General features: G+C 62.3%; 19 protein-coding genes. 7 read left to right on the top strand and 12 right to left on the bottom strand.

The genetic code is table 11. The features are described 5' to 3' along the window. Window positions 1-37: 37 nt before the first annotated feature. From NKI08_RS09215 to NKI08_RS09190, 6 genes are all read right to left on the bottom strand, one after another. On the bottom strand, window positions 38-3172 hold the full coding sequence (locus NKI08_RS09215) for an efflux RND transporter permease subunit (protein ID WP_352472294.1): 3135 nt from the start codon (window positions 3170-3172) through the stop codon (window positions 38-40). Window positions 3173-3380: 208 nt separating this feature from the next. After that, a complete protein-coding gene (locus NKI08_RS09210; protein WP_352768476.1) occupies window positions 3381-4529 on the bottom strand; it encodes an efflux RND transporter periplasmic adaptor subunit in 1149 nt (382 codons plus the stop codon). Between the two features lie 62 nt (window positions 4530-4591). Continuing rightward, a complete protein-coding gene (locus NKI08_RS09205) occupies window positions 4592-5200 on the bottom strand; it encodes a TetR/AcrR family transcriptional regulator (RefSeq protein WP_352681212.1) in 609 nt (202 codons plus the stop codon). Between the two features lie 236 nt (window positions 5201-5436). Next, entirely contained in the window at window positions 5437-7077 is a 1641-nt protein-coding gene (locus NKI08_RS09200; RefSeq protein WP_352612278.1) for an acyl-CoA synthetase, read from the bottom strand. A gap of 90 nt (window positions 7078-7167) precedes the next feature. Continuing rightward, complete coding sequence (locus NKI08_RS09195; protein WP_352472289.1) at window positions 7168-7482, bottom strand: type II toxin-antitoxin system RelE/ParE family toxin; 315 nt, start codon at window positions 7480-7482, stop codon at window positions 7168-7170. A 17-nt stretch (window positions 7483-7499) separates the two neighbouring features. Then, a complete protein-coding gene (locus NKI08_RS09190) occupies window positions 7500-7745 on the bottom strand; it encodes a type II toxin-antitoxin system ParD family antitoxin (RefSeq protein WP_352612275.1) in 246 nt (81 codons plus the stop codon). A gap of 146 nt (window positions 7746-7891) precedes the next feature. Between NKI08_RS09190 and NKI08_RS09185 the strand changes: the two genes are divergently transcribed. The 4 genes from NKI08_RS09185 to NKI08_RS09170 all read left to right on the top strand — a co-directional run bounded on the left by NKI08_RS09185 (window position 7892) and on the right by NKI08_RS09170 (window position 11597). After that, window positions 7892-8857, top strand: coding sequence for a sugar-binding transcriptional regulator (locus NKI08_RS09185; RefSeq protein WP_352612273.1), 966 nt, complete (start codon window positions 7892-7894; stop codon window positions 8855-8857). Window positions 8858-8938: 81 nt separating this feature from the next. Next, a complete protein-coding gene (locus tag NKI08_RS09180; RefSeq protein ID WP_352768544.1) occupies window positions 8939-10993 on the top strand; it encodes a bifunctional aldolase/short-chain dehydrogenase in 2055 nt (684 codons plus the stop codon). A 72-nt stretch (window positions 10994-11065) separates the two neighbouring features. Beyond that, window positions 11066-11323: a type II toxin-antitoxin system RelB/DinJ family antitoxin gene (locus NKI08_RS09175; RefSeq protein WP_352472285.1), complete on the top strand. Its 258-nt coding sequence runs from the start codon at window positions 11066-11068 to the stop codon at window positions 11321-11323. A gap of 1 nt (window position 11324) precedes the next feature. Continuing rightward, window positions 11325-11597 carry a type II toxin-antitoxin system YafQ family toxin gene (locus NKI08_RS09170; RefSeq protein WP_352502059.1) on the top strand — a complete coding sequence of 91 codons (273 nt, stop codon included), beginning with the start codon at window positions 11325-11327 and terminating at the stop codon, window positions 11595-11597. An 18-nt stretch (window positions 11598-11615) separates the two neighbouring features. Here NKI08_RS09170 and NKI08_RS09165 read toward each other — a convergent pair whose 3' ends face one another. The 6 genes from NKI08_RS09165 to NKI08_RS09140 form a co-directional block, all read right to left on the bottom strand. Next, complete coding sequence (locus NKI08_RS09165; protein WP_352768779.1) at window positions 11616-12005, bottom strand: GNAT family N-acetyltransferase; 390 nt, start codon at window positions 12003-12005, stop codon at window positions 11616-11618. Between the two features lie 56 nt (window positions 12006-12061). After that, the gene (locus tag NKI08_RS09160) at window positions 12062-12337 is read right to left on the bottom strand and encodes a DUF4440 domain-containing protein (protein WP_352768540.1); all 276 of its coding nucleotides are present in this window, start codon (window positions 12335-12337) and stop codon (window positions 12062-12064) included. A 10-nt stretch (window positions 12338-12347) separates the two neighbouring features. Continuing rightward, window positions 12348-12494: a hypothetical protein gene (locus NKI08_RS09155; protein ID WP_352472319.1), complete on the bottom strand. Its 147-nt coding sequence runs from the start codon at window positions 12492-12494 to the stop codon at window positions 12348-12350. Window positions 12495-12734: 240 nt separating this feature from the next. After that, window positions 12735-13790: a substrate-binding domain-containing protein gene (locus NKI08_RS09150; protein ID WP_352472282.1), complete on the bottom strand. Its 1056-nt coding sequence runs from the start codon at window positions 13788-13790 to the stop codon at window positions 12735-12737. Window positions 13791-13836: 46 nt separating this feature from the next. Then, window positions 13837-14832 carry an ABC transporter permease gene (locus NKI08_RS09145; protein ID WP_352472281.1) on the bottom strand — a complete coding sequence of 332 codons (996 nt, stop codon included), beginning with the start codon at window positions 14830-14832 and terminating at the stop codon, window positions 13837-13839. An 83-nt stretch (window positions 14833-14915) separates the two neighbouring features. Next, a complete protein-coding gene (locus NKI08_RS09140) occupies window positions 14916-16427 on the bottom strand; it encodes a sugar ABC transporter ATP-binding protein (RefSeq protein WP_352768535.1) in 1512 nt (503 codons plus the stop codon). A gap of 135 nt (window positions 16428-16562) precedes the next feature. On the opposite strand from NKI08_RS09140, the gene mtnK reads away from it, so the two are divergent. The 3 genes from mtnK to NKI08_RS09125 all read left to right on the top strand — a co-directional run bounded on the left by mtnK (window position 16563) and on the right by NKI08_RS09125 (window position 19990). Continuing rightward, window positions 16563-17834 carry an S-methyl-5-thioribose kinase gene (mtnK, locus tag NKI08_RS09135; protein ID WP_352768532.1) on the top strand — a complete coding sequence of 424 codons (1272 nt, stop codon included), beginning with the start codon at window positions 16563-16565 and terminating at the stop codon, window positions 17832-17834. Then, window positions 17831-18925 (top strand): S-methyl-5-thioribose-1-phosphate isomerase, encoded by a 1095-nt coding sequence (gene mtnA / locus NKI08_RS09130; RefSeq protein WP_352542227.1) that lies wholly within the window; start codon window positions 17831-17833, stop codon window positions 18923-18925. Before mtnK ends, mtnA begins: the two co-directional genes overlap by 4 nt. A 180-nt stretch (window positions 18926-19105) precedes the next feature. Beyond that, window positions 19106-19990 (top strand): helix-turn-helix domain-containing protein, encoded by an 885-nt coding sequence (locus NKI08_RS09125; protein ID WP_031211585.1) that lies wholly within the window; start codon window positions 19106-19108, stop codon window positions 19988-19990. Window positions 19991-20022 lie beyond the last annotated feature (32 nt).

Genomic DNA, 20022 nt, shown 5'->3' with positions numbered 1-20022 from the left:
TCGGCGGGGTTATCTATGGAAGACGTTCGCTCGACCGCTATTCGGCCGCCAGGGCCAGTTGCGGCCTTTCGTTCTTTTCTTCCGTCTCGGCCGGCTGCTCCACCACCTTCTTGGGCTCCCTGCCGAAGAACAGCGCATAGGCTGCCGGCAGGACAAGGATGGTCAGCACCGTGGCGACGAGAATGCCGCCCATCATGGCGTAGGCGAGCGGCCCCCAGAAGACGCCACGCGAGATCGGGATCAGCGCCAGCACCGCCGTCAGCGCCGTCAGCACGATCGGCCGGAACCGGCGCACCGCCGAGCCGATGATGGCCTCGGAACGCTCCACGCCGGCGGCGATGTCCTGGTCGATCTGATCGACCAGGATGATCGAGTTGCGCATGATGATGCCGAGCAGGGCGATGACACCGAGGATGGCGACGAAGCCGAACGGCGCGCCGCTGATCAAAAGTGCCGCCGCCGCGCCGATGATGCCGAGCGGACCGGTCGCCAGCACCAGCATGGCCTTGCCGAAATGCTGCAGCTGGATCATCAGCAGCACGACGATGACGGCCAGCATGATCGGCGCTTTCGCCGCAATCGAGGCCTGGCTTTCGGCCGCATCCTCGGCGCCGCCCTGGATCTCGATCTTGTAGCCGGGTGCGAGGCTGGCGCGCAGGCCCTGCATGTCGCTGTACATCTTCATGGCGACATCGTTCGGCTGCACGCCGTCCGGAAGCGTGGCGCGTACGCTGATGGTCGGCAAGCGGTCGCGCCGCCATTCGACGCCTTGCTCCAGCACCGGGACCACCTTGGCGACCTGCGACAGCGGCACGGAGCCGCCGAAATCGGTCGGGATGTAGACGGAGTCGACCGCCGACAGCAGGTGACGGCTTGCCTCCGGCTCACGGGCGACGATCGAAACCGTCTCCTCGCCGTCGCGGAAGTCATCGAGCGGCGCTCCCGACATGGCCGCCTGCAGCGTCTGGCGGATGCGCTGCGAGGTGACGCCGAGCGCACGGGCGCGATCCTGGTCGATCACCAGCTTCATCGTCGGCACCGGCTCCAGCCAGTCGTCGTGGATGGCGCCGAGCAGCGGATTTGCCTGGAACTTCGCCTTCACCTCGTCGGCGATGCGGCGCACCTCCTGGCGATCCGGACCCATGACGCGCATCTGCACCGGCCAGCCGGTCGGCGGACCAAGGAACAGGCGGTCGACCTTGGCGCGGATCGATGGGAAATCATTGGCCAGGATGGTGCGCAGCTTGACAATCAGCCGCTCGCGGGCCGGTTCGTCATTGGCCATCACCAGAAGCTGGGCGAAATTCGGGTTGCGAAGCTGCTGGTCGAGCGGCAGGAAGAAGCGCGGCGCGCCTTCGCCGACATAGGTGGCGATGAAGCGCTTGTCCTTGTCGTCCATCATCCTGGCTTCGAGCGCCTTGGCCTGGGTCTCGACTTCCTTGATGCTGGTGCCTTCCGGCAGCCAGAGGTCGACAAGGATTTCCGGGCGCGACGATTGCGGGAAGAAATTCTGCGGGATGAACTGGAACGCCCACAGGCTGGTGGCAAACGTCATCAGCGTCATCACCAGGACGATGATGCGGTGGCGCACCGCCCATGCAACGGTCGAGCGAAGACGGCGGTAGAAGCGCGTGTCGAAGACATCGTGATGGTTGCCGGCGTGCTTGCGCTGCTTCAGGATCATGTGGCCGAGCCATGGCGTGAAATAGACCGCCGCGAACCAGGACACGACCAGCGCGATGCCGACGACGTAAAACAGGGTGCGCACATATTCGCCGGCGGTCGAGGCCGCGAAACCGACGGGGATGAAGCCGGCCGTGGTGATCAGCGTGCCGGTCAGCATCGGGAAGGCGGTCGAGGAATAGGCGAAGCTCGCCGCCTCGACCTTGACCAAGCCTTCCTCGAGCTTTCGCTCCATCATTTCGACGACGATCATCGCGTCGTCGACCAGGAGGCCAAGGGCGATGATCAGCGCGCCGAGCGAAATGCGCTGCAGGTCGATGCCGAGCTCGTACATGATGGCGAACGTGGCGGCCAGGACCAGCGGAATGACGATCGCGATCACCAGGCCCGAGCGCCAGCCGATCGACAGGAACGATACGAAAAGCACGATCAGCAGCGCTTCGCCGAGCGCTTCCATGAACTCGCTCACAGCCTCCTTCACGACATGCGGCTGGTCGGAAATCTGATCGACCGAAACGCCATAGGGCAGCGCCTCTTCGAAGCGCTTATAGGTCGCTTCGACGTCCTTGCCGACGTCGGTGACGTTGAAGCCCTTGGCCATTACGACGCCGAGCTGGACGCTGTCGTGACCGTTGAAACGGTATTTGCGCTGGTACGGATCCTCGAGGCCGGAGGTCACGGTGGCGATGTCGCCGAGGCGCGTCACCTGGTTGCCGGCGCGCAGGCGAAGCTCGCGGATGTCGGCCGCCCTGGTGACATCGCCCTCAACCGAAATGCGCACCGAACGCTGGCCGGTGTCGACCGAACCTGCCGGGTCGACATTGTTCTGGCCTTGGATCGCATTCTGCAGGTCGGTCAACGTCAGGCCGCGTTCGGCAAGCACCTTGGATGAAACGTCGATGTAGAGCTTTTCCGGCTGGTCACCGATGATCACGGCCTTCTCGACACCGGGCGTCGTCAGCAGCATGTCACGCGCCTGGATGGCGAATTTCTTCAGCTCGGGATAGCTGTAGCCGTCGCCGCTGATCGAATGCAGGGTGATGAACGTGTCGCCGAATTCGTCATTGAAGTAAGGCCCGAGCAGCCCCTGCGGCAGCTCATTGGCGATATCGCCGACCTTCTTGCGCACCTGATAGAAAGCATCGGCGACCTGCGCCGGATTGGTGTCGCCCTTGACCTGCAAGGTGATGATGGCGCTGCCGGCGCGGGTGTAGGAGCGGACGAAATCGAGGTGCGGCGTTTCCTGCAGCTTGCGCTCGATCTTGTTGACCACCTGGTCCTCCATCTCCTTGATCGAGGAGCCTGGCCAGATCGCCTGGACGACCATGACGCGGAAGGTGAAATCGGGGTCTTCCTTCTGGCCCATGCGCATCAGGCCGAGTGCACCGGCGACGATGATCAGCCCGAACAGGAAGCGGGCAATGCTCGGATGGCCGATTGCCCAGCGCGAAAGATTGAAAGACCGCTTTTCATTGGTGTCGATGGTCATCGGCGTCAGTCCGTTTCAATTTGATCAACAGAGCACGCGCTTTCGCATGCCCAAGGAACTTCCGATGTGGGCTTCCGGGCGGCGTGGCTTTCCGAGTTGAGAGATCTACATCGCGGTGGGACGCGAGGATCGACGTGGGGGTTACATCGACCTGAGATCTCGAAAATCGGGGGCGCCTGCCGCCCGGAAACCGTGAATTGCCTGGCCGTCAGCGCAAGCGCCTTGCAGCGTCATCGGCCGACGCCGACTGTTGCGCTGCATCACCGGTCAGCTTGACTTTCAGATTCTCGGTCATGAACTGCGTGCCGGCGGCGACGACGACGTCGCCCGGCTTCAGCCCATCGGCGACGCTGACGCCGTCGGGGGTGAAGGCGGCGACCTTGACCGGATGCGCATGGACGGTCCCGCCGTTGCGGTCGACTGTCCAGACGATCGATTGGCTGTCCTTCTGCGCCAACGCGGCCAGCGGGATCGACACCAGCTGCTGCCGGTTGTCCACCGCGGCTTCGATGGAGGCGGTCATGCCTAGCAGCACGCGAGGATCGTTGGGCAGGCTGACGCGAACGGCAAAGGTGCGCGACTGCGGATCGGCGCTGCCGGCGACTTCGCGGACCTTGCCGTCGAGCGTCAGCGCCTCATCGGACCAGAAGCCAGCCTTGACGGTCTTGCCCGGCTTGAATTCGGCAATATCAGTTTCCGGAACAGCGATCAGGACTTCCTTCTCGCCGTCGATGGCAACGGTCACCACCGGCGTGCCGGAGCCGACAACCTGGCCGACATCGGCGGCAACGGCAGTGACGATGCCGTTCTTGTCCGCCTTGAGATCGGTATAGCGGACCTGGTTCTGTGCCTGGGCAAGCTGCGAGCGGGCGGAGTCTCGCGTGGCGACCGCCTGATTATAGGCGAGCGTCGCCTGCTCGAGCTGCGACTTCGGCGCGAAATTCTTGGCGTAGAGCTGTTCGGCCCGCTTGCGCGTAAGCTCGACTGTCTCGACCTGACGGTCCGCAGCATCGAGGCTGGCCTGAGAGCTTCTCACCGAGAGCTCGTAGTCGGTGGGATCGACGCGGGCGAGAACGTCACCCGGCTTGACGCGGTCACCGATGTCGACAAGGCGCTCGGTGATCTTGCCGTTGATGCGAAAGCCGAGATTCATCTCGGTGCGGGCGCGCACCGATCCGGAATAGGAAAGCTGACGGGTATCGCTCGCCTTGGCGATCTCGACCACCTTGACCGGGCGGATGATCTCCTTGACCTCGGCTTTCTCTTGCGAGCAGCCGGCGAGGCCGAGAGCGGCAACGACAATCAGTGCCAGGCCGGCGGCCGGTCGCCTGTAGGTGATGGACTTGGACAAAGACACTTTTCGTACTCCCGAACTGTGGAGATGAATTGCCGACATCACCGCCCGACGGGCGGCAATGGTCATTTCTTCAAGGCTCTGATGGCAAACTCGGTAAGCTCGTCCGGCGTCGCCCGGTTCTTCTTGGCGAGGCACTGGGCCATTATCTGCGGATGAGAGAGGCTGATAATGGCAGCGCCGAAACACCGGGAAGCGATCACCGGATCCTGATCGATGAACTCGCCGGTAGCGATTCCCTCGCGGATCACTTCCGCGACCAGTTCATGGATGCTGTCGATGTGCTTTTCGATGACGTGCCAGTCGCGCTCGATGGCGACGATGACCATCTCGTGCACCTTCTCCTGGTCGATCATGGTTTCCAGCGTCCACTGATAGTGCGTATGCACATAGCGGCGGAGCTTCTCGCTGGCGGTGCCGGAACCATGGCAGGCTTCGTAGCTCAACCGGTAGCAGGTCTCGAGCATACGGCCGCAAACCGCCTGATGGATTTCCACCTTGGAGGCGAAGAAGCGGTAGATGTTGGCGGTCGACATGCCGAGTTCGCGCGCTATGTCGGCGACGTTGGTCTTGCCGTAGCCGTAGTGGCGAAACAATCGCTCCGCGCAATCCAGGATGCGCGTGACATTTTCCTGGCGGGCGGAATCGGCGGCTGTGTCTAGGGTTTCAAGCATCTCGTTGGCCAAATTTACGACTGACGAATTTAGAATTTCGTCACTCGTAAATTGAAAACCATCACCTGTCAAGGCACGATTTTGGCTGCTGATGACAAATGGTGACATCCCTGGACGGAGTTGGCCCATGAAACGCATGTGGTTTCCGCCGGGCGCGCCTGCAACGCCGCCCCGTGTTTTTGCGAAGGATCTTGAAAAGATGCTTTCCGAAATCGGTTCCGTTTTCGGATCAGGCCCTAAGGCTGCTTTGCCATCTCCCGCAGCCGGAACTTCTGGATCTTGCCCGTCGAAGTCTTCGGGATTTCCGCGAAGATCACCGCTTTCGGCACCTTGAAGCGGGCGAGCAGCGCGCGGCAGTGCTCGATTACCTCCGCCTCGGTCGCCGCCTTGCCCGGCTTCAGCTCGACATAGGCGACCGGCACCTCGCCCCATTTGTCGTCGGATCGGGCGACAACGCCGCAAGAAGCGACGGCGGGATGCTTGTACAGCGCCTCCTCGACCTCGATCGAGGAGATGTTTTCGCCGCCGGAGATGATGATGTCCTTGGAACGGTCCTTGAGCTGGATGTACCCGTCCGGGTGCATGACGCCGAGGTCGCCCGAATGGAACCAGCCGCCGGCAAAGGCCTCGTCGCTCGCCTTGCGGTTCTTGAGATAGCCTTTCATGACGATGTTGCCGCGGAACATCACCTCGCCGATCGTCTCGCCGTTGGCCGGCGTCTCTTGCATCGTCTGCGGGTCCATCACCGTCAGGCCTTCGAGCGCGGCATAGCGTACGCCTTGCCTGGCCTTCTTCGCCGCCCTCGCCCCTTTCTCCAGCAGGTCCCACTCGCCATGCCATTCGTTGACGACGGCCGGGCCATAGGTTTCGGTCAGGCCGTAGAGATGGGTGACGGCAAAGCCCGCATCGGCCATGCCCGACAGCACCGCCTCAGGCGGCGGCGCCGCGGCGGTGTTGAAGGTGACGGTCTGCGGGAATTGCCGCTTGTCCTCGTCCAAGGCGTTGATCAGCACCGACATGACGATGGGTGCACCGCACAGATGGGTGACGCCGTGATCGGCGATGGCGTCGTAGATCGGCTTCGGCCGCACCCAGCGCAGGCAGACATGCGTGCCGGCCTGCACGGCAAGCGTCCAGGGAAAGCACCAGCCGTTGCAGTGGAACATCGGCAGCGTCCACAGATAGACCGGGTGCTTGCCCATCCCGGCATGGATGGTGTTGGCATAGGCCATCAGTGCCGCGCCGCGGTGGTGACAGACGACGCCCTTCGGATTGCCTGTCGTGCCGGAGGTGTAGTTGAGCGAAATGGCATCCCATTCATCGTCCGGCATCGACCAGGCGAAATCCTCGTCGCCGTCGGCGACAAACGCCTCGTAGTCCAGCGTGCCGATCCGCTCGCCCTTGGCATAGGGCGCATCGGCGGCATAGTCGGGATCGTCGTAATCGATCAGCAGCGGCCTGACCTTGGCCAGCGTCAGCGCTTGCCGAACCACGCCGGCGAATTCGCGGTCGACGATCAGCACCTTGCTTTCGGCGTGATCGAGCTGGAAGGCAATGACGGCGGCGTCGAGGCGAGTGTTGAGCGAATGCAGCACCGCCCTGGTCATCGGCACGCCGAAATGCGCTTCCAGCATCGGCGGTGTGTTCGACAGCATGACGGTGACGGTGTCGCCCTTGCCGATACCGCGCTTCGCCAGCGCCGAGGCAAGCCTCAGCGAGCGCTTCCAGAAATCGCGATAGGTCGTGCGTTGGCGGCCATGGATGATGGCGGTCTGGTCGGGAAAGGTTTTTGCCGCCCGCTCAAAATAGGTGAGCGGCGTCAGCGGCTGGTGGTTGGCCGGATTCCTGTCGAGATCCTGTTCGTAGGGATTGCCCATCCCGTCCTCCGCAATGTCTGGTCGAGCCTTCTTACCACCAGATCCTGAGCGCGTACTGGATTCGTGCACCGCCATCAGACACTTCGCCCATTACTTGGGACGCCCCTCCCCGCCCTCACCCTCCGGCCACAAAGCGTCGATGTCCCGATGCCCTTCCACGATATTCGCCACTTCGAAAAAGTCGCCATTATAGCGGAAGAAAATCACGTATCCCCTGAAAGCGAAACTTCGGACGTCCGGCCGGAGTTCGGGACGAGCACGACCAATCGTCGCCGGCAAGCTCGCCAGATCACGGCATTTCTGGCGCAGAGCATCCACAAAACGCCCGCCAATAAACAGGCTGCCGCTTTCACGAGTGAGGTATTCAAGGATATTGACCAAATCTGCTTGTGCCGACGGCAGCATGCGCAGCCGTGGCACTCCTAAAAGCCTTCCCTTGCGAGTTGCTTGGCCTTGGCTTCCAAGGCGGCGTCAATATCCTGCTCGGTGGCTTCGCCGCCTTCAGCAAACGACTTGTCCACCATGGCACGGAGCGCCTTCAGCTTTTCCTCGCGCTCTTCGACAAGGCGCAGGCCCTCGCGCACGACTTCGCTGGCAGAACCGTAGCGGCCGCACTTGACGATGTTGGAAACAAAGGTTTCCCAACGCTCTCCCAATGATACGTTCATTGTCGGACCTCCTGATCGGTTTATTGTACCGAGATAACAATAAATGCGCAATTACTGACATCCGGAACGCCAGGTGTCGGATCAGGTGCGCAGCCTAAGGTTTGACTTTTGTCGAGAGCCGTGAATAATGTCAGCGAGGAGATGGCATGGCGATCCGACCGGCAGAACAGCTTATCCACAAGGCCGCCTGGCTTTACTATGCACACGGCCTGCGCCAGGACCAGGTGGCCAGCCAGCTCAAGATTTCCCGTGCCTCGGTGGCGATGTATCTGCGCAAGGCGCGCGAGACCGGCATCGTCAACATCTCGACCTCGACCCAGCTTTTCACCGACGACGTGCTGGCGCGCAAGCTGGAAGACGCGCTGAAGCTCGACGCGGTCTGGATCGCGCCGGAAAACGGCTATGTCGCCGACCCCTCGACCGACATCGCGGTGCTGGCGGCAAGCGTCTTTCTCGAGCTGGTCAGGAAGGGCGACCGTATCGGCGTCGCCTGGGGGCGGACCATCTACACCATCGCCGACATCATGTCCTATGCCGATCTGCAGGACGTCACCGTGGTGCAGCTCTGCGGCAATCTGGGCGCCCCCTATTCGTACCGGCCGGACCAGTGCACCATGGAAATCGCGCGCCGGCTCAACGCCAAGGGACTGAACTTCTACGCGCCACTGGTTCTGACGACGGAAGAACTGGCACGCGGCCTGCGCGCCGAGCCGGTGATCCGCGAGCAATTGTCGGGCATCGGTGAGTGCGACCTGGCGCTGTATTCGGTCGGCTCGGTGGACACCGACAGCCATCTGGTCAAATGCGGCGCGCTGACCGAGAGCGAAATGGCTGCATTGCGCAAGGCGGGTGCGGCCGGCGTCATTGCCGGGCAGATCATCGACGCCCGAGGCCAGGCGCTCGACTGCAGCTACAACCGCCGGCTGATTTCGGCAGAGCTGTCATCGCTGCACAGCATCGAAAAGCGCCTTGTGGTGGTGCAGGAGGACAGCAAGTTCGAACCGCTCGTCGCGGCGATCGCCGGCGGGCTCTGCACCCATCTGGTCGTAGGCGCGCGCATGGCGCGACGGCTGCTCGACCATGCCGGAGCAGCAGCAAAAGAGGTCGCCTGATACCTAGAGCCGCCGACGCATTGTCATCAAGGCGTCGCGGTATTCCTGTTCACAACAAAAGAGAAATCGGACGAAGCTGACATGAAGAACCTGTGGAATGACGGCGAGGCGGAGAAGCTGGTCGCCGACTATGCAAAGAAGGGTGTGGCCCGCGACCTGGCGCTGCGCGTCTATACGACCAGGCTGCTGGGCGGCGAGCCGCGGCTCGTCCTCCATGGCGGCGGCAATACATCGTGCAAGACCAAGGCCACCGACCTTGTCGGCGACGAATGGGACGTGCTCTGCGTCAAGGGCAGCGGCTGGGACATGGGCGTCATCGAGCCGCAGGGCCTGCCGGCGGTCAAGCTCGGCGCGCTGTTGAAGGCGCGGTCGCTCAAGAAGCTCTCCGACGAGGACATGGTCGCGCTGCAGCGGGCGAACCTCATCGACCCGTCCTCGCCCAACCCTTCGGTCGAGACGCTGCTGCACGCCTTCCTGCCGCACAAATTCGTCGACCACACCCATTCGACGGCGATCCTGGCCATCGTCGACCAGGAGGACAGCGAGGCGCTGAGCCGGAAGGTGTTCGGCGAGAAAATGGGATTCGTGCCTTACATCATGCCGGGCTTCGATCTGGCCAAGGCGGCCGCCGATGTATTCGACGCCGATCCGACGGTCGAAGGCCTGATCCTCGACAAGCACGGCATCTTCACCTTCGGCGACGATGCCAGGCAGGCCTATGACAGGATGATCCATTATGTGAACGTCGCCGAGGATTTCATCGCTGGGAACGGCAAGCCGCGCACCGAAAAGGTGGCACTGCCGGCCAGGCTGGCGAAGCCCGCGGAGATTGCGCCGATGCTGCGCGGCGCAGCGGCGGTGGCACGCGGCGAAGGCCGCTTCGACCGCATGATCAGCGATTTCCGCACCTCGGATGCGATCGTCGATTTCACCAATTCGGCAAAAATTGCCGACTATGCCGGACGCGGCGTGTCGACACCCGACCTGTCGATCCGCATCAAGACCGGACCGATGGCACTGCCGGCGCCCAACGCGGACAAGGTCGGCGACTACAAATCCGTCATCCGCCAGCATGTCGAGAAATTCGCCAAGGACTATCGCGCCTATTTCGAAACCAATGATGCGCTCGACGACGTGAAGCGCACCATGCTCGACCCGATGCCGCGGCTGACGCTGGTGCCCGGCCTCGGCATGTTCGGCCACGGTCGCACGCTCAAGGATGCGAAGATCGCCTCCGACGTCGGCGAAATGTGGATCGAGGCGGTACGCGGCGCCGAAGCCGTCGGCGATTTCCGCCCGCTCTCCAAAGCCGACCTGTTCCCGCTCGAATACTGGTCGCTGGAACAGGCCAAGCTCGCCGCCAACAAGCCGAAGCCGCTGACCGGCCAGGTGATGCTGGTCACCGGCGGCGCCGGCGCGATCGGTGCTGCCACGGCAAAGCTGTTCGCCGACAACGGTGCCCATGCCGTCGTCGTCGATCTCGATGGGTCAAGGGCTGCCGAGGCGGCAAAAAAGGCCGGTAACAATTCGATCGGCATTGGCGCCGACATCACCGATCCGGTGCAGATGCGCGCCGCCTTCGACAAAGCGGTCGACGTCTACGGCGGCCTCGACATTCTCGTCTCCAATGCCGGTGCTGCCTGGGAGGGCCGGATCGGCGAGCTCGACGACGCCACCTTGCGCAAGAGTTTCGAACTCAATTTCTTCGCCCACCAGTCGGCGGCGCAGAATGCCGTGCGCATCATGCTGGAACAGGGCACCGGCGGCGTGCTGTTGTTCAATACCTCCAAGCAGGCGGTCAATCCGGGGCCGAAATTCGGCGCCTATGGCATTCCCAAGGCGGCAACGCTGTTTTTGTCCAGGCAATATGCCCTCGACTACGGCGCGCATGGCATCCGCTCCAATGCCGTCAACGCCGACCGCATCCGTTCGGGGCTGTTGACCGACGCCATGATCGCCAGCCGCTCGGGCGCGCGCGGCGTGTCGGAGAAGGAGTACATGTCGGGCAACCTGCTCGGGCAGGAAGTGACGGCAGAAGACGTGGCCCAGGCCTTCCTGCATCAGGCGCTGGCCGAGCGGACCACCGCCGATGTGACGACGGTCGATGGCGGCAACATCGCGGCGGCGTTGAGGTAGGCGCGATCGGGGATCACACTTGCGTAATTGGTATTTTGTAGCTACATTGTGGCTCTCTTAAGGAGTCACAACATGGCAACGGATACCGTGGTCCGCGCTCGGATCGATACGGCGACAAAGGATCAGGCAACGGAGGCCTTGGCGGCAATGGGATTGTCCGTTTCCGACGCCATTCGCCTGCTGCTGGTCCGCGTCGCCGCCGACAAGGAATTTCCCTTCCCGGTGAAAGTGCCGAACGCAACGACTCGAAAGGCCATGACCGAATTGGAACGTGGCAAGGGCAAGCCTTTCGCCTCGGCCGATGAGTTGTTCAAGGATTTGGGAATGTGACGTGCTGACGCCCGTTCGCTCTGGGCAATTCCGTCGCGACGTGAAACGTGCGGAGAAGCGGGGCAAAGATCTTGGCAAGTTGCGCGAACTGCTAGGCCTCCTGCTCGCCGGAGATGAGCTACCGGCGAGCTATAAGGACCACTCGCTGAAAGGCGATTGGAAAGGCTTTCGTGACGCTCACATAGAACCGGACTGGCTCTTGATCTACCGAGTTGCCGGCGATGAACTCCAGCTAGCTCGCACCGGCTCCCATTCCGATCTGTTCAACGAATAGCCGAAGCTGTCGCGAAACTTAGGAATTCTGCGACTGGAAAGGGAACGAGAAGCGATACACGTTGCTCTCCCGCCGCTCGAAACCAAGTTTCTGATATAGGGCGTTGGCAGCCTTTCGCGACGGGCGGGAAGTTAAGTCCACTGTTCTTGCGCCAGCCTCTTGTGCCTGCCTCAGCGCTTCTCGTGTCAGGGCTTCCGCGAAGCCCTGACCTCGATGACCAGCGTCAACAACGACATCTTCAATTATAGCCCTGATCCCCGTAGGGATTTCGAAGAGCACGAGCGTCAACATGCCAACGTAGGCACCCTCTTCCGAACGGGCTACGAGAAGAATAGTAGCAGGCGATTTTACGACCCTAGTGATGCTGTCGAATGTTGGGGTGGCTGCCGTCGTTGATAGTTGAGACACCAATTGGGAGATCGCTTCCGTCACGGTCGGAGTTGCCTCTGTCAAAACCTCAATCTTCACAAGCTACCTCTCCGAGGTTCGCAAATATCCGAAACTGACGACACATACGGAACAATCGTTCCTTGATGGAAGAGCATCTGCCATCGCCCATCAAAAAGCTTCCAGATCGAACTCCGAACAGTCCTCCTCTCAGGCGTCCCCCCATCTGATCGGCGGATACTACGATATAGAACCAAGACAGCATCCGCCGCGATGGGCTTGACGGCGAAATCACGGATTTCAGGTAGAGTGGCTCTGCCCGAGTGCGTTTCTTGGAACAGAGAATCAATCACTACAGCTTTGTCATAAACCCGCCAGAACTGCCAAAATCCAAGAAATTTCCCCCAAAAATGGGGAGACGGCGTCCCGGGAAGAACGAACCTCTGGCCAGTGCAATTGCTGTTCGATCTGCTTAAAGACTTCAACATCAATCTCATTCGCTGACATCATCAGCCTTTCGCAAAACTCCCGATAAACCGATACTTTCGCGCATGATTTTTGCAACGTTGCAAAATCGGAACTGGCGACAATTAAATCCGGCAAACCCGCGGTGAAAACATCTTCGGCAAGACAAGAAGAGCCGCCTGCAACACCCTGCAGCAGGCGGCTCTTGGTTCCGAGTACGCGTCTAGTTCCACATGTCCGCCAAAGGCTTATAGCCTTGTCCGCTCTTTCCTTTTGCTTGAAACGCTACTTCGCGTTCGGGTTCGGCATCCAGGTCGGCATCGCGACATCGGCATGGGCGAATTGCGGCAGCTTGGCCGAGAGGTCCTCCATGTTCTTGATGTCCTTGTCGAGCAGATCCTTCTGGGTGATCAGCGTCGGCGGCACGATGACGTTGTGGCCGGGATCCTCGCCGGCCAGGAGCTGCGCCAGCGCACGCACCGAGACCTGGCCGACGACGGCCGGGTTGGTGGCGGCGGTTGCCGCCCAGGCGCTGTCCGGCTCGCGCATCGCGGCGATATCCGAGGTCGAGATGTCGGCCGAATAGATCTTGATGTCCTTGTTCAGCCCGGCCTCGTCGACCGCGATCTTCACGCCCTTGGCGAATTCGTCATAGGGCGCGAACATCACCTTGATGTCGGGATGGGCCGATAGCACCGAACGGGCCTGGTTGGCGACCGAATTGGCGATCGGATTGTCGAGCGTGCCGAACATGGCGGCTTCGTTGATGCCCGAATATTTCTTCTTGAATTCGACCCAGGTCTCGTTGCGGCGGTCGAGCGGCGCGATGCCGGCGACATAGACATAGCCGGCCTTCCAGCTCTCGCCATTGTCCTTGACCGCCTGTTCGAGCGCCAGGCGCGCGAGGTCGCGGTCGGACTGTTCGATCTGCGGGATCTTGGGGTTTTCGACATTGACGTCGAAGGCGACAACCTTGATGCCGGCGTCGACCGCACGCTGGGCGGCGTCCTTCATCGATTCCGTCAGTCCGTGCTGGATGATGATGCCCTGGACGCCGAGCGCGATAGCCTGGTCGACCATGTCCGCCTGAAGCGCCGCGTCCTGGCGGCTATCGAGCACGCGCAGGTCGACACCGAGCGCCTTGGCCTGCGCCTCGACGCCGGAAAGGTAGGCCTGGAAGAAGTCGCCGGTCGAGAGATAGCGGACCAGCGCTATCTTGACGGCACCCGGCTTGTCGAACGGCGCCGGCCTGTCCTGCGCTATTGCCGGCATCTGCATCAGCAATGTTGCGCCGGCAAGCCCGAGCGCTGCCTTCCCCAAAAGCCTTCTTGTGATGTTCACGTCGTTTCCTCCACTTGTTGAACCCAAAATATGACCCGGTCGAACCCTATCTCCTGCCCCTGCCGGAAAGGGCGAAGGTAAAGACAAGGGCGACCACGAGAACCACGCCCTTGACGAAATCCTGCGTGTAGTAAGGCGCGTTCATCATCGTCAGGCCTTGCAGCAGCACGCCGACAAACACCGCGCCGACAGCCGTGCCGAAGGCGTTCGGCTTGGCGGCGCCGAGAACCGCGTAACCGATGAGTGCCGCAGCCACCGCGTCGAGCAACAGATTATTACCCGAGGCGATGTCGCCGCGTCCAAGCCGGGCAGCGAGCAAAATGCCGCCGATCGAGGCAAAAACTCCCGAAATAACGTAGGCCCAGATTTTGTATGCCTTGACAGGCGCGCCGGCGAGTTCTGCGGCGCGTTCGTTGCTGCCGACCGCATACATCATGCGCCCGAAACGCGTGTATTCGAGAAAAAACCAGATCAGCACCGCCAGCACGAGCAGAACGACGACCGACACCGGAATGAGGTTCGGGATGAAGAAATCGAAGCGATGGCGGCCAAGCGCCAGGAACGCGGCGCCGAAGCTGCCGTTGGCGACCGAGCCGTCGGGCATGGTCATGCCGGTGGCGATCGAACGGCCTTCGGTCGGGATGCGCTGCAGGCCGACAAGCAGGAACATCATGCCGAGCGTCGCCAAAAGGTCCGGAACCCGCATATAGACGATCAGCCAGCCATTGATCAGGCCGACGACGGCGCCGATCACAAGACAGACGACGACCGCCACGACGGCGTTCTGCCCCAGCACCACCATGACATAGGCAGCCGCCATCATGGCGCTGGTGGCGACAGAGCCGATCGACAGGTCGAAGCCGCCGACGACCAGCGTGGCGGTGACGCCGAGCGCCAGAACGCCGGTGATGGCGACCGACTGGAAGATGAAGACAGCACTTTGCGGCGAGACGAAACCATCGGCAGCGACGGCGAAATAGCCGATCAGCCCGAACAACAGAACGATGAAGCCGTAGCGAATAGCATTGTCGCGCAGGATCATTCAGCGCTCCCGCACGCCGGCACCGTCTTTATCCAACCCGAATTCATGCCCTCTCCATTCCAATTCTCATCGTCATCCCGCCGTCAGGCTGCGCTGTGCAACGGCCCGCCCGCCACTTCGGCCAGCAGACGCTCGAGATCGACATCGGTATTGCGGTGCTCGCCGACGATCGTCTGCTCCGACATCACCAGGATGCGATCGGCCGTCTCCAGGGCTTCGTCGAGTTCGGTGACGAACAGCAGCGTCGCGCGGCCGTGGGCGCTGGCCCGCAGCTTGGCGGCGATGTCGCGCCTAGCCGAAATGTCGACGCCCTGAAAGGGCTCGTCGAGGATGAAAAGCCTTGCCGCCTGCGACATCCAGCGGGCGACCATCACCTTCTGCTGATTGCCGCCGGAAAGCGACGCCATCTCGTCCCTCTCCGAGCGGCAGACGATGCCGAGCTCCTGGATCTGCTGGCGGGCAATGGCGCGTTCGATACGGCGTTTGAGAACACCGAGACGCGACATGCGGCTGTGGAACGGCAGGCTGATATTCTCCTGGATGTTGAAGTCGCCGACGATGCCGTTTTCGCCTCGGTCCTTGGCGACGAGAAACACACCGGCGGCAATCGCTTCGCCGGTCGATGCCGGAGCATAAGGTTTCCCGTTCAGCACCATGGTCCCGGCCAGCGGCTGGCGCAGGCCGAACAGCGTCTCGGCGAGCACGGTCTTGCCGACACCGACAAGGCCGGTGATGGCAACGACCTCGCCATCGCCGAGGGTCAGCGAGATCGGCCTGGCGCCTTCAGCAATCCGCAGCGCGTCGGCAGTGAAAATTGCTTTGGCCGAATTCCTGGCGACGATCCGCTCGAGCTGGATCTTGCGGCCGAGCATGGCGTTGACCGCACCTTCGTAATCCAGCGGCTTCTTGTCGAAGATACCTGAGATAACCCCATCGCGCATCGAAATGATGCGATCGGCAAGCCGTCTGATATCCGACATACGGTGCGAGATGTAGAGGATGGCCACGCCTTGCTGGCGAAGCCGGTCGAGCAGCGCGAATAGCCGGTCGGCTTCGGCGCTGGACAGCGAGGAGGTCGGCTCGTCGAGGATCAGCACTTTCGGCCGATGCGCCATGGCGCGGGCGATCGCCACCATCTGGCGGTCGGCCAGAGAGAGATCGCTGATCCGGGCCTTGAGGTCGATGGCCAGTCCCATGCGGTGGGCCACCGCCTTTGCCTCGCGACGCACCCGGCCTGGATTGAACAGGGTCGGCACGCCGCTGCCGCTCAACCTGTCGAGGGTAAGGTTGGTGGCGACGTCGAGGTCGGCGACGACAGCGTCATTGATGTTCTGGTGGACGGTAACGACGCCGGCGCGGATCGCCTCCGCCGGCGTTTTCGGGTCGAACACGTGACCGGCAAGCGACATCGTGCCGCCGCCATGGTCGTAGACACCACTGATGATCTTGACGAGGGTGGATTTGCCGGCGCCGTTGGCGCCCATCAGCACGGTCACTTCGCCGGCACGCAATTCGAGCGAGACGCCGCCAAGCACCTCGATATGGCCAAAGGATTTCCTCAGGCCGTCGACGCGGAACACGGCATCATTGCCCATTCGCTCCTCCCTGACCATGACGCTATGGGCTATATCGGCAATTGTCAACACGATTGACAATTGCCAGCAGGCTTCCTAGCTTGGCCCGACCGCGTTGGCTCCGCTATCATCGGAGCACATGAGCGGGAGGTGAGGATGACTGGGAAATCGCCGTTCGAAGCACTGTCGGTCGAGACACTGGCGGGCCGTCTCGGTGCCAACGAGGCCCTGTGTTCGCAGATCGGCAAGGATACGAGCCAGTGGAAGGTTCGTGAAGTCGGCGACGGCAATCTGAACCTGGTGTTCATCGTCGAGGGTGCTGAGGGTGCGGCCGTCGTCAAGCAGGCCCTGCCCTACGTCCGGCTGGTCGGCGACAGCTGGCCGCTGCCGCTAAAACGCTCCTTCTTCGAATACCATGCGCTGACGCGGCAACAGGCGCGGGCGCCGGGTTCGGTGCCCGATATCTATCACTTCGACGAAGGCCAGGCGCTGATCATCATGGAGTATCTGTCGCCGCACATTATCCTGCGGCGGGCGCTGATCGAAGGCCGGCAATTGCCCAACATCGCGACAGACATCGGCTTGTTCATGGCCCGCACGTTGTTTCGCGGCTCCGACCTGCATATGGCGACCAAGGACCGCAAGGCCGATCTGGCGCTGTTCGCCGACAATGTCGAACTCTGCGACATCACCGAGAACCTGGTTTTCTCGGATCCGTATGTCGATGCCAAGATGAACCGGCACACCAGCCCGCAGCTCGACGGCATTGTCGCCGAGCTGCGCGCCGACCGCGACCTCAAGGTCGAGGCGCAGCGCATGAAGCACATCTTCGCTGCCAATGCCGAGACGCTGCTGCATGGCGACCTGCATTCCGGCTCGATCATGGTCACCGACACCGAAACGAGGATGATCGACCCCGAATTCGCCTTCTACGGGCCGATCGCCTTCGACGTCGGCATGCTGCTCGCCAATTTCTGGATGGCGTTCTTCTCGCAGCGTGGCCATGAACAGGACGGAAGCCGCGACGCCATGCGTGGCTATCTGCTCGGCGTTACGGTCGAGACATGGTCGGTGTTTCGCGCCGAGTTCTCGCATCTGTGGCGAACCGGGCGTACTGGCATGCTCTACCAGAAGAGCCTGTTCGAAGATCAGGGCGACAGGCTTGGCGCCGAGCAGGCGCTCGACCACATGCTGCAGTCGATCTGGACCGATCTGCTCGGCTTCGCCGGCGTCGAGGTTCACCGGCGAATTCTCGGCCTTGCCCACAATGCCGATTTCGAGACCATTGCCGATCCGGATCTGCGCGCCAGATGTGAGGCAAAGGCGCTGAAATTCGGCCGTCACCTCGCCGTCAACCGGCGCCAGATCCACAGCATCGACGAGGTCAACCGGTTGGCCGCGCTGATCGAACGGGAGAGCAGGATTTGAACGTCGGCGACCGCCACTACCGCACCATCTGGCCGAGTGACGACGGGCGTTCGGTGGAGATCATCGACCAGCGCTGGCTGCCGCATGATTTCCGCATCGAAAAGATCGATACCGTCGCCGGCATCGCCACGGCAATCCGCGACATGTGGGTGCGCGGGGCGCCGCTGATCGGCGTCACCGCGGCCTATGGCGTCGCCATGCAGATGGCCGACGATCCGTCGGATGCAGCACTCGACGCCGTCTGGGCAACCTTGCACGAAACGCGCCCGACGGCGATCAATTTGCGCTGGGCGCTGAACGAAATGCAGCGCTTCCTGCTGACGCTTCCGCTGGCAGAACGTGCCGCGGCTGCCTATCGGCGTGCCGGCGAGATCGCCGACGAGGATGTCGGCCTCAACCGCGCCATCGGCGCCCATGGGCTCGAAATCATCAAGGCGATCGCGGCGCGCAAGCAGCCGGGCGAACCAGTCAATATCCTGACCCACTGCAATGCCGGCTGGCTGGCCACCGTCGACTACGGCACCGCCACCGCGCCGATCTATCTGGCGACGGAAGCCGGTATTCCAGTCCATGTCTATGTCGACGAAACGCGACCCCGCAACCAGGGTGCCCAATTGACCGCCTGGGAGATGGCCGGCCACGGCGTGCCGCATACGCTCATCGTCGACAACGCCGGCGGCCATCTGATGCAGCGCGGCCAGATCGACATGGTCGTCGTCGGCACCGACAGGACCACCGCCGACGGCGATGTGTGCAACAAGATCGGTACCTATCTCAAGGCACTGGCCGCCGCCGACAACGACGTGCCGTTCTATGTCGCGCTGCCGTCGCCGACGATCGACTGGACCGTGGGCGACGGGCTGGCCGACATCCCGATCGAACAGCGCTCGCCCGACGAGGTCTCACTGGTCTGGGGCAAGACCGCTTCCGGCGAGATCGCCCAGGTCCGCGTATCCCCGGAAGCCACGCCGGCGGCCAATCCGGCCTTCGACGTGACGCCGGCGCGGCTGGTCACCGGCTTGATCACCGAACGCGGTGTCGCTACGGCCTCGCGCGAAGGTCTGAGGGCGATGTTTCCCGAGCGCGGATGATCCGCTTTTCCGGGAGGGCGCTCCGGATTTGCCTGATCTCACGATTTCTTGAACACGGCACGGTTAAAAACGCCCGTTGCCTGTCCCACATGGACGGCCGTATGCATAGCGGCGGGGCGGCGCCCAACGCTCGAAGCCGGGCTGCCCACGGCTCGGCGAGTGAACCAGCGGGATACCGCGATGTCATTCAGACCGTTGCTTGGTGACGGACGGGTTCGGAGCCAGGACGAGAAGTCGGAGCCCCTGCAAACCGCGTCATGGGTCAGCTCCTCGATCGTCTTCGACAACCGGCGGTGGGCGTGCCGGGAGGCGGAGCTCCGCTGGACAGCCCCTCATCATCTGATCGTGCTGACCGAAGAAGGCGGCACGTCCCATACATCCATCCGGCACGAGGCACGATCCCTTTACGACGGAATGGACCGTCCCGGAGCCCTCACCTTCGTCCCGGCAGGCGCGGAACGACAGGGCTTCTATCGCGATGTAAACCTCTCCTATTCAGCCCTGTGGATCGATCCCGATATCGGGCTTCCCGGATGCGAACGCCTGAGGAACCTGCCTATACTGGTAAACAAGAAAGACGCGGTCGTCGCCACGCTCTTGAGTTCGCTTCGTGACGAGATGGCACTCGGCCACAAGCCAGACACTGCCTATGTCGAGCATCTGGTCGCCCTCGTCAGTCTCCGCGTGGCCAACCTGAGCCGGGAGCAACCGCGGTTTGTACGTCACGGCTGTCTCAGCCGCCGGGCACTTGGTCGCGTTCGGGATTACATCGATGCGCATATGAATTCCGACATTTCGCTAAGTGAGCTGGCAGCCGCCGCGGGCATGGCCGTCGACAGTTTTGCGCGTCGCTTCAAGGCGACGACCGGCCTTGCACCCTACGCCTATGTGATCGAGGAACGGGTGCGGCGAGCGGAGGCGCTACTGCGCGAAACGGGTTTGTCGATCGGTGTCATTGCCTTTCGGCTCGGCTTCTCAAGCCAGAGCCACTTCACCACGACCTTCCGACGTCTGAGGGGCATGACGCCTCGTGCCTATCGGGTGAATTCTTCTCCAGAATCCTGATAGTGCCGCCGGTTTCTTGAAAGAAAGCCGCC

The sequence above is a fragment of the Mesorhizobium sp. M0768 genome, from assembly GCF_040320195.1.
GTDB lineage: Bacteria > Pseudomonadota > Alphaproteobacteria > Rhizobiales > Rhizobiaceae > Mesorhizobium.
This window is presented reverse-complemented; position numbering and strand designations above follow the sequence as displayed.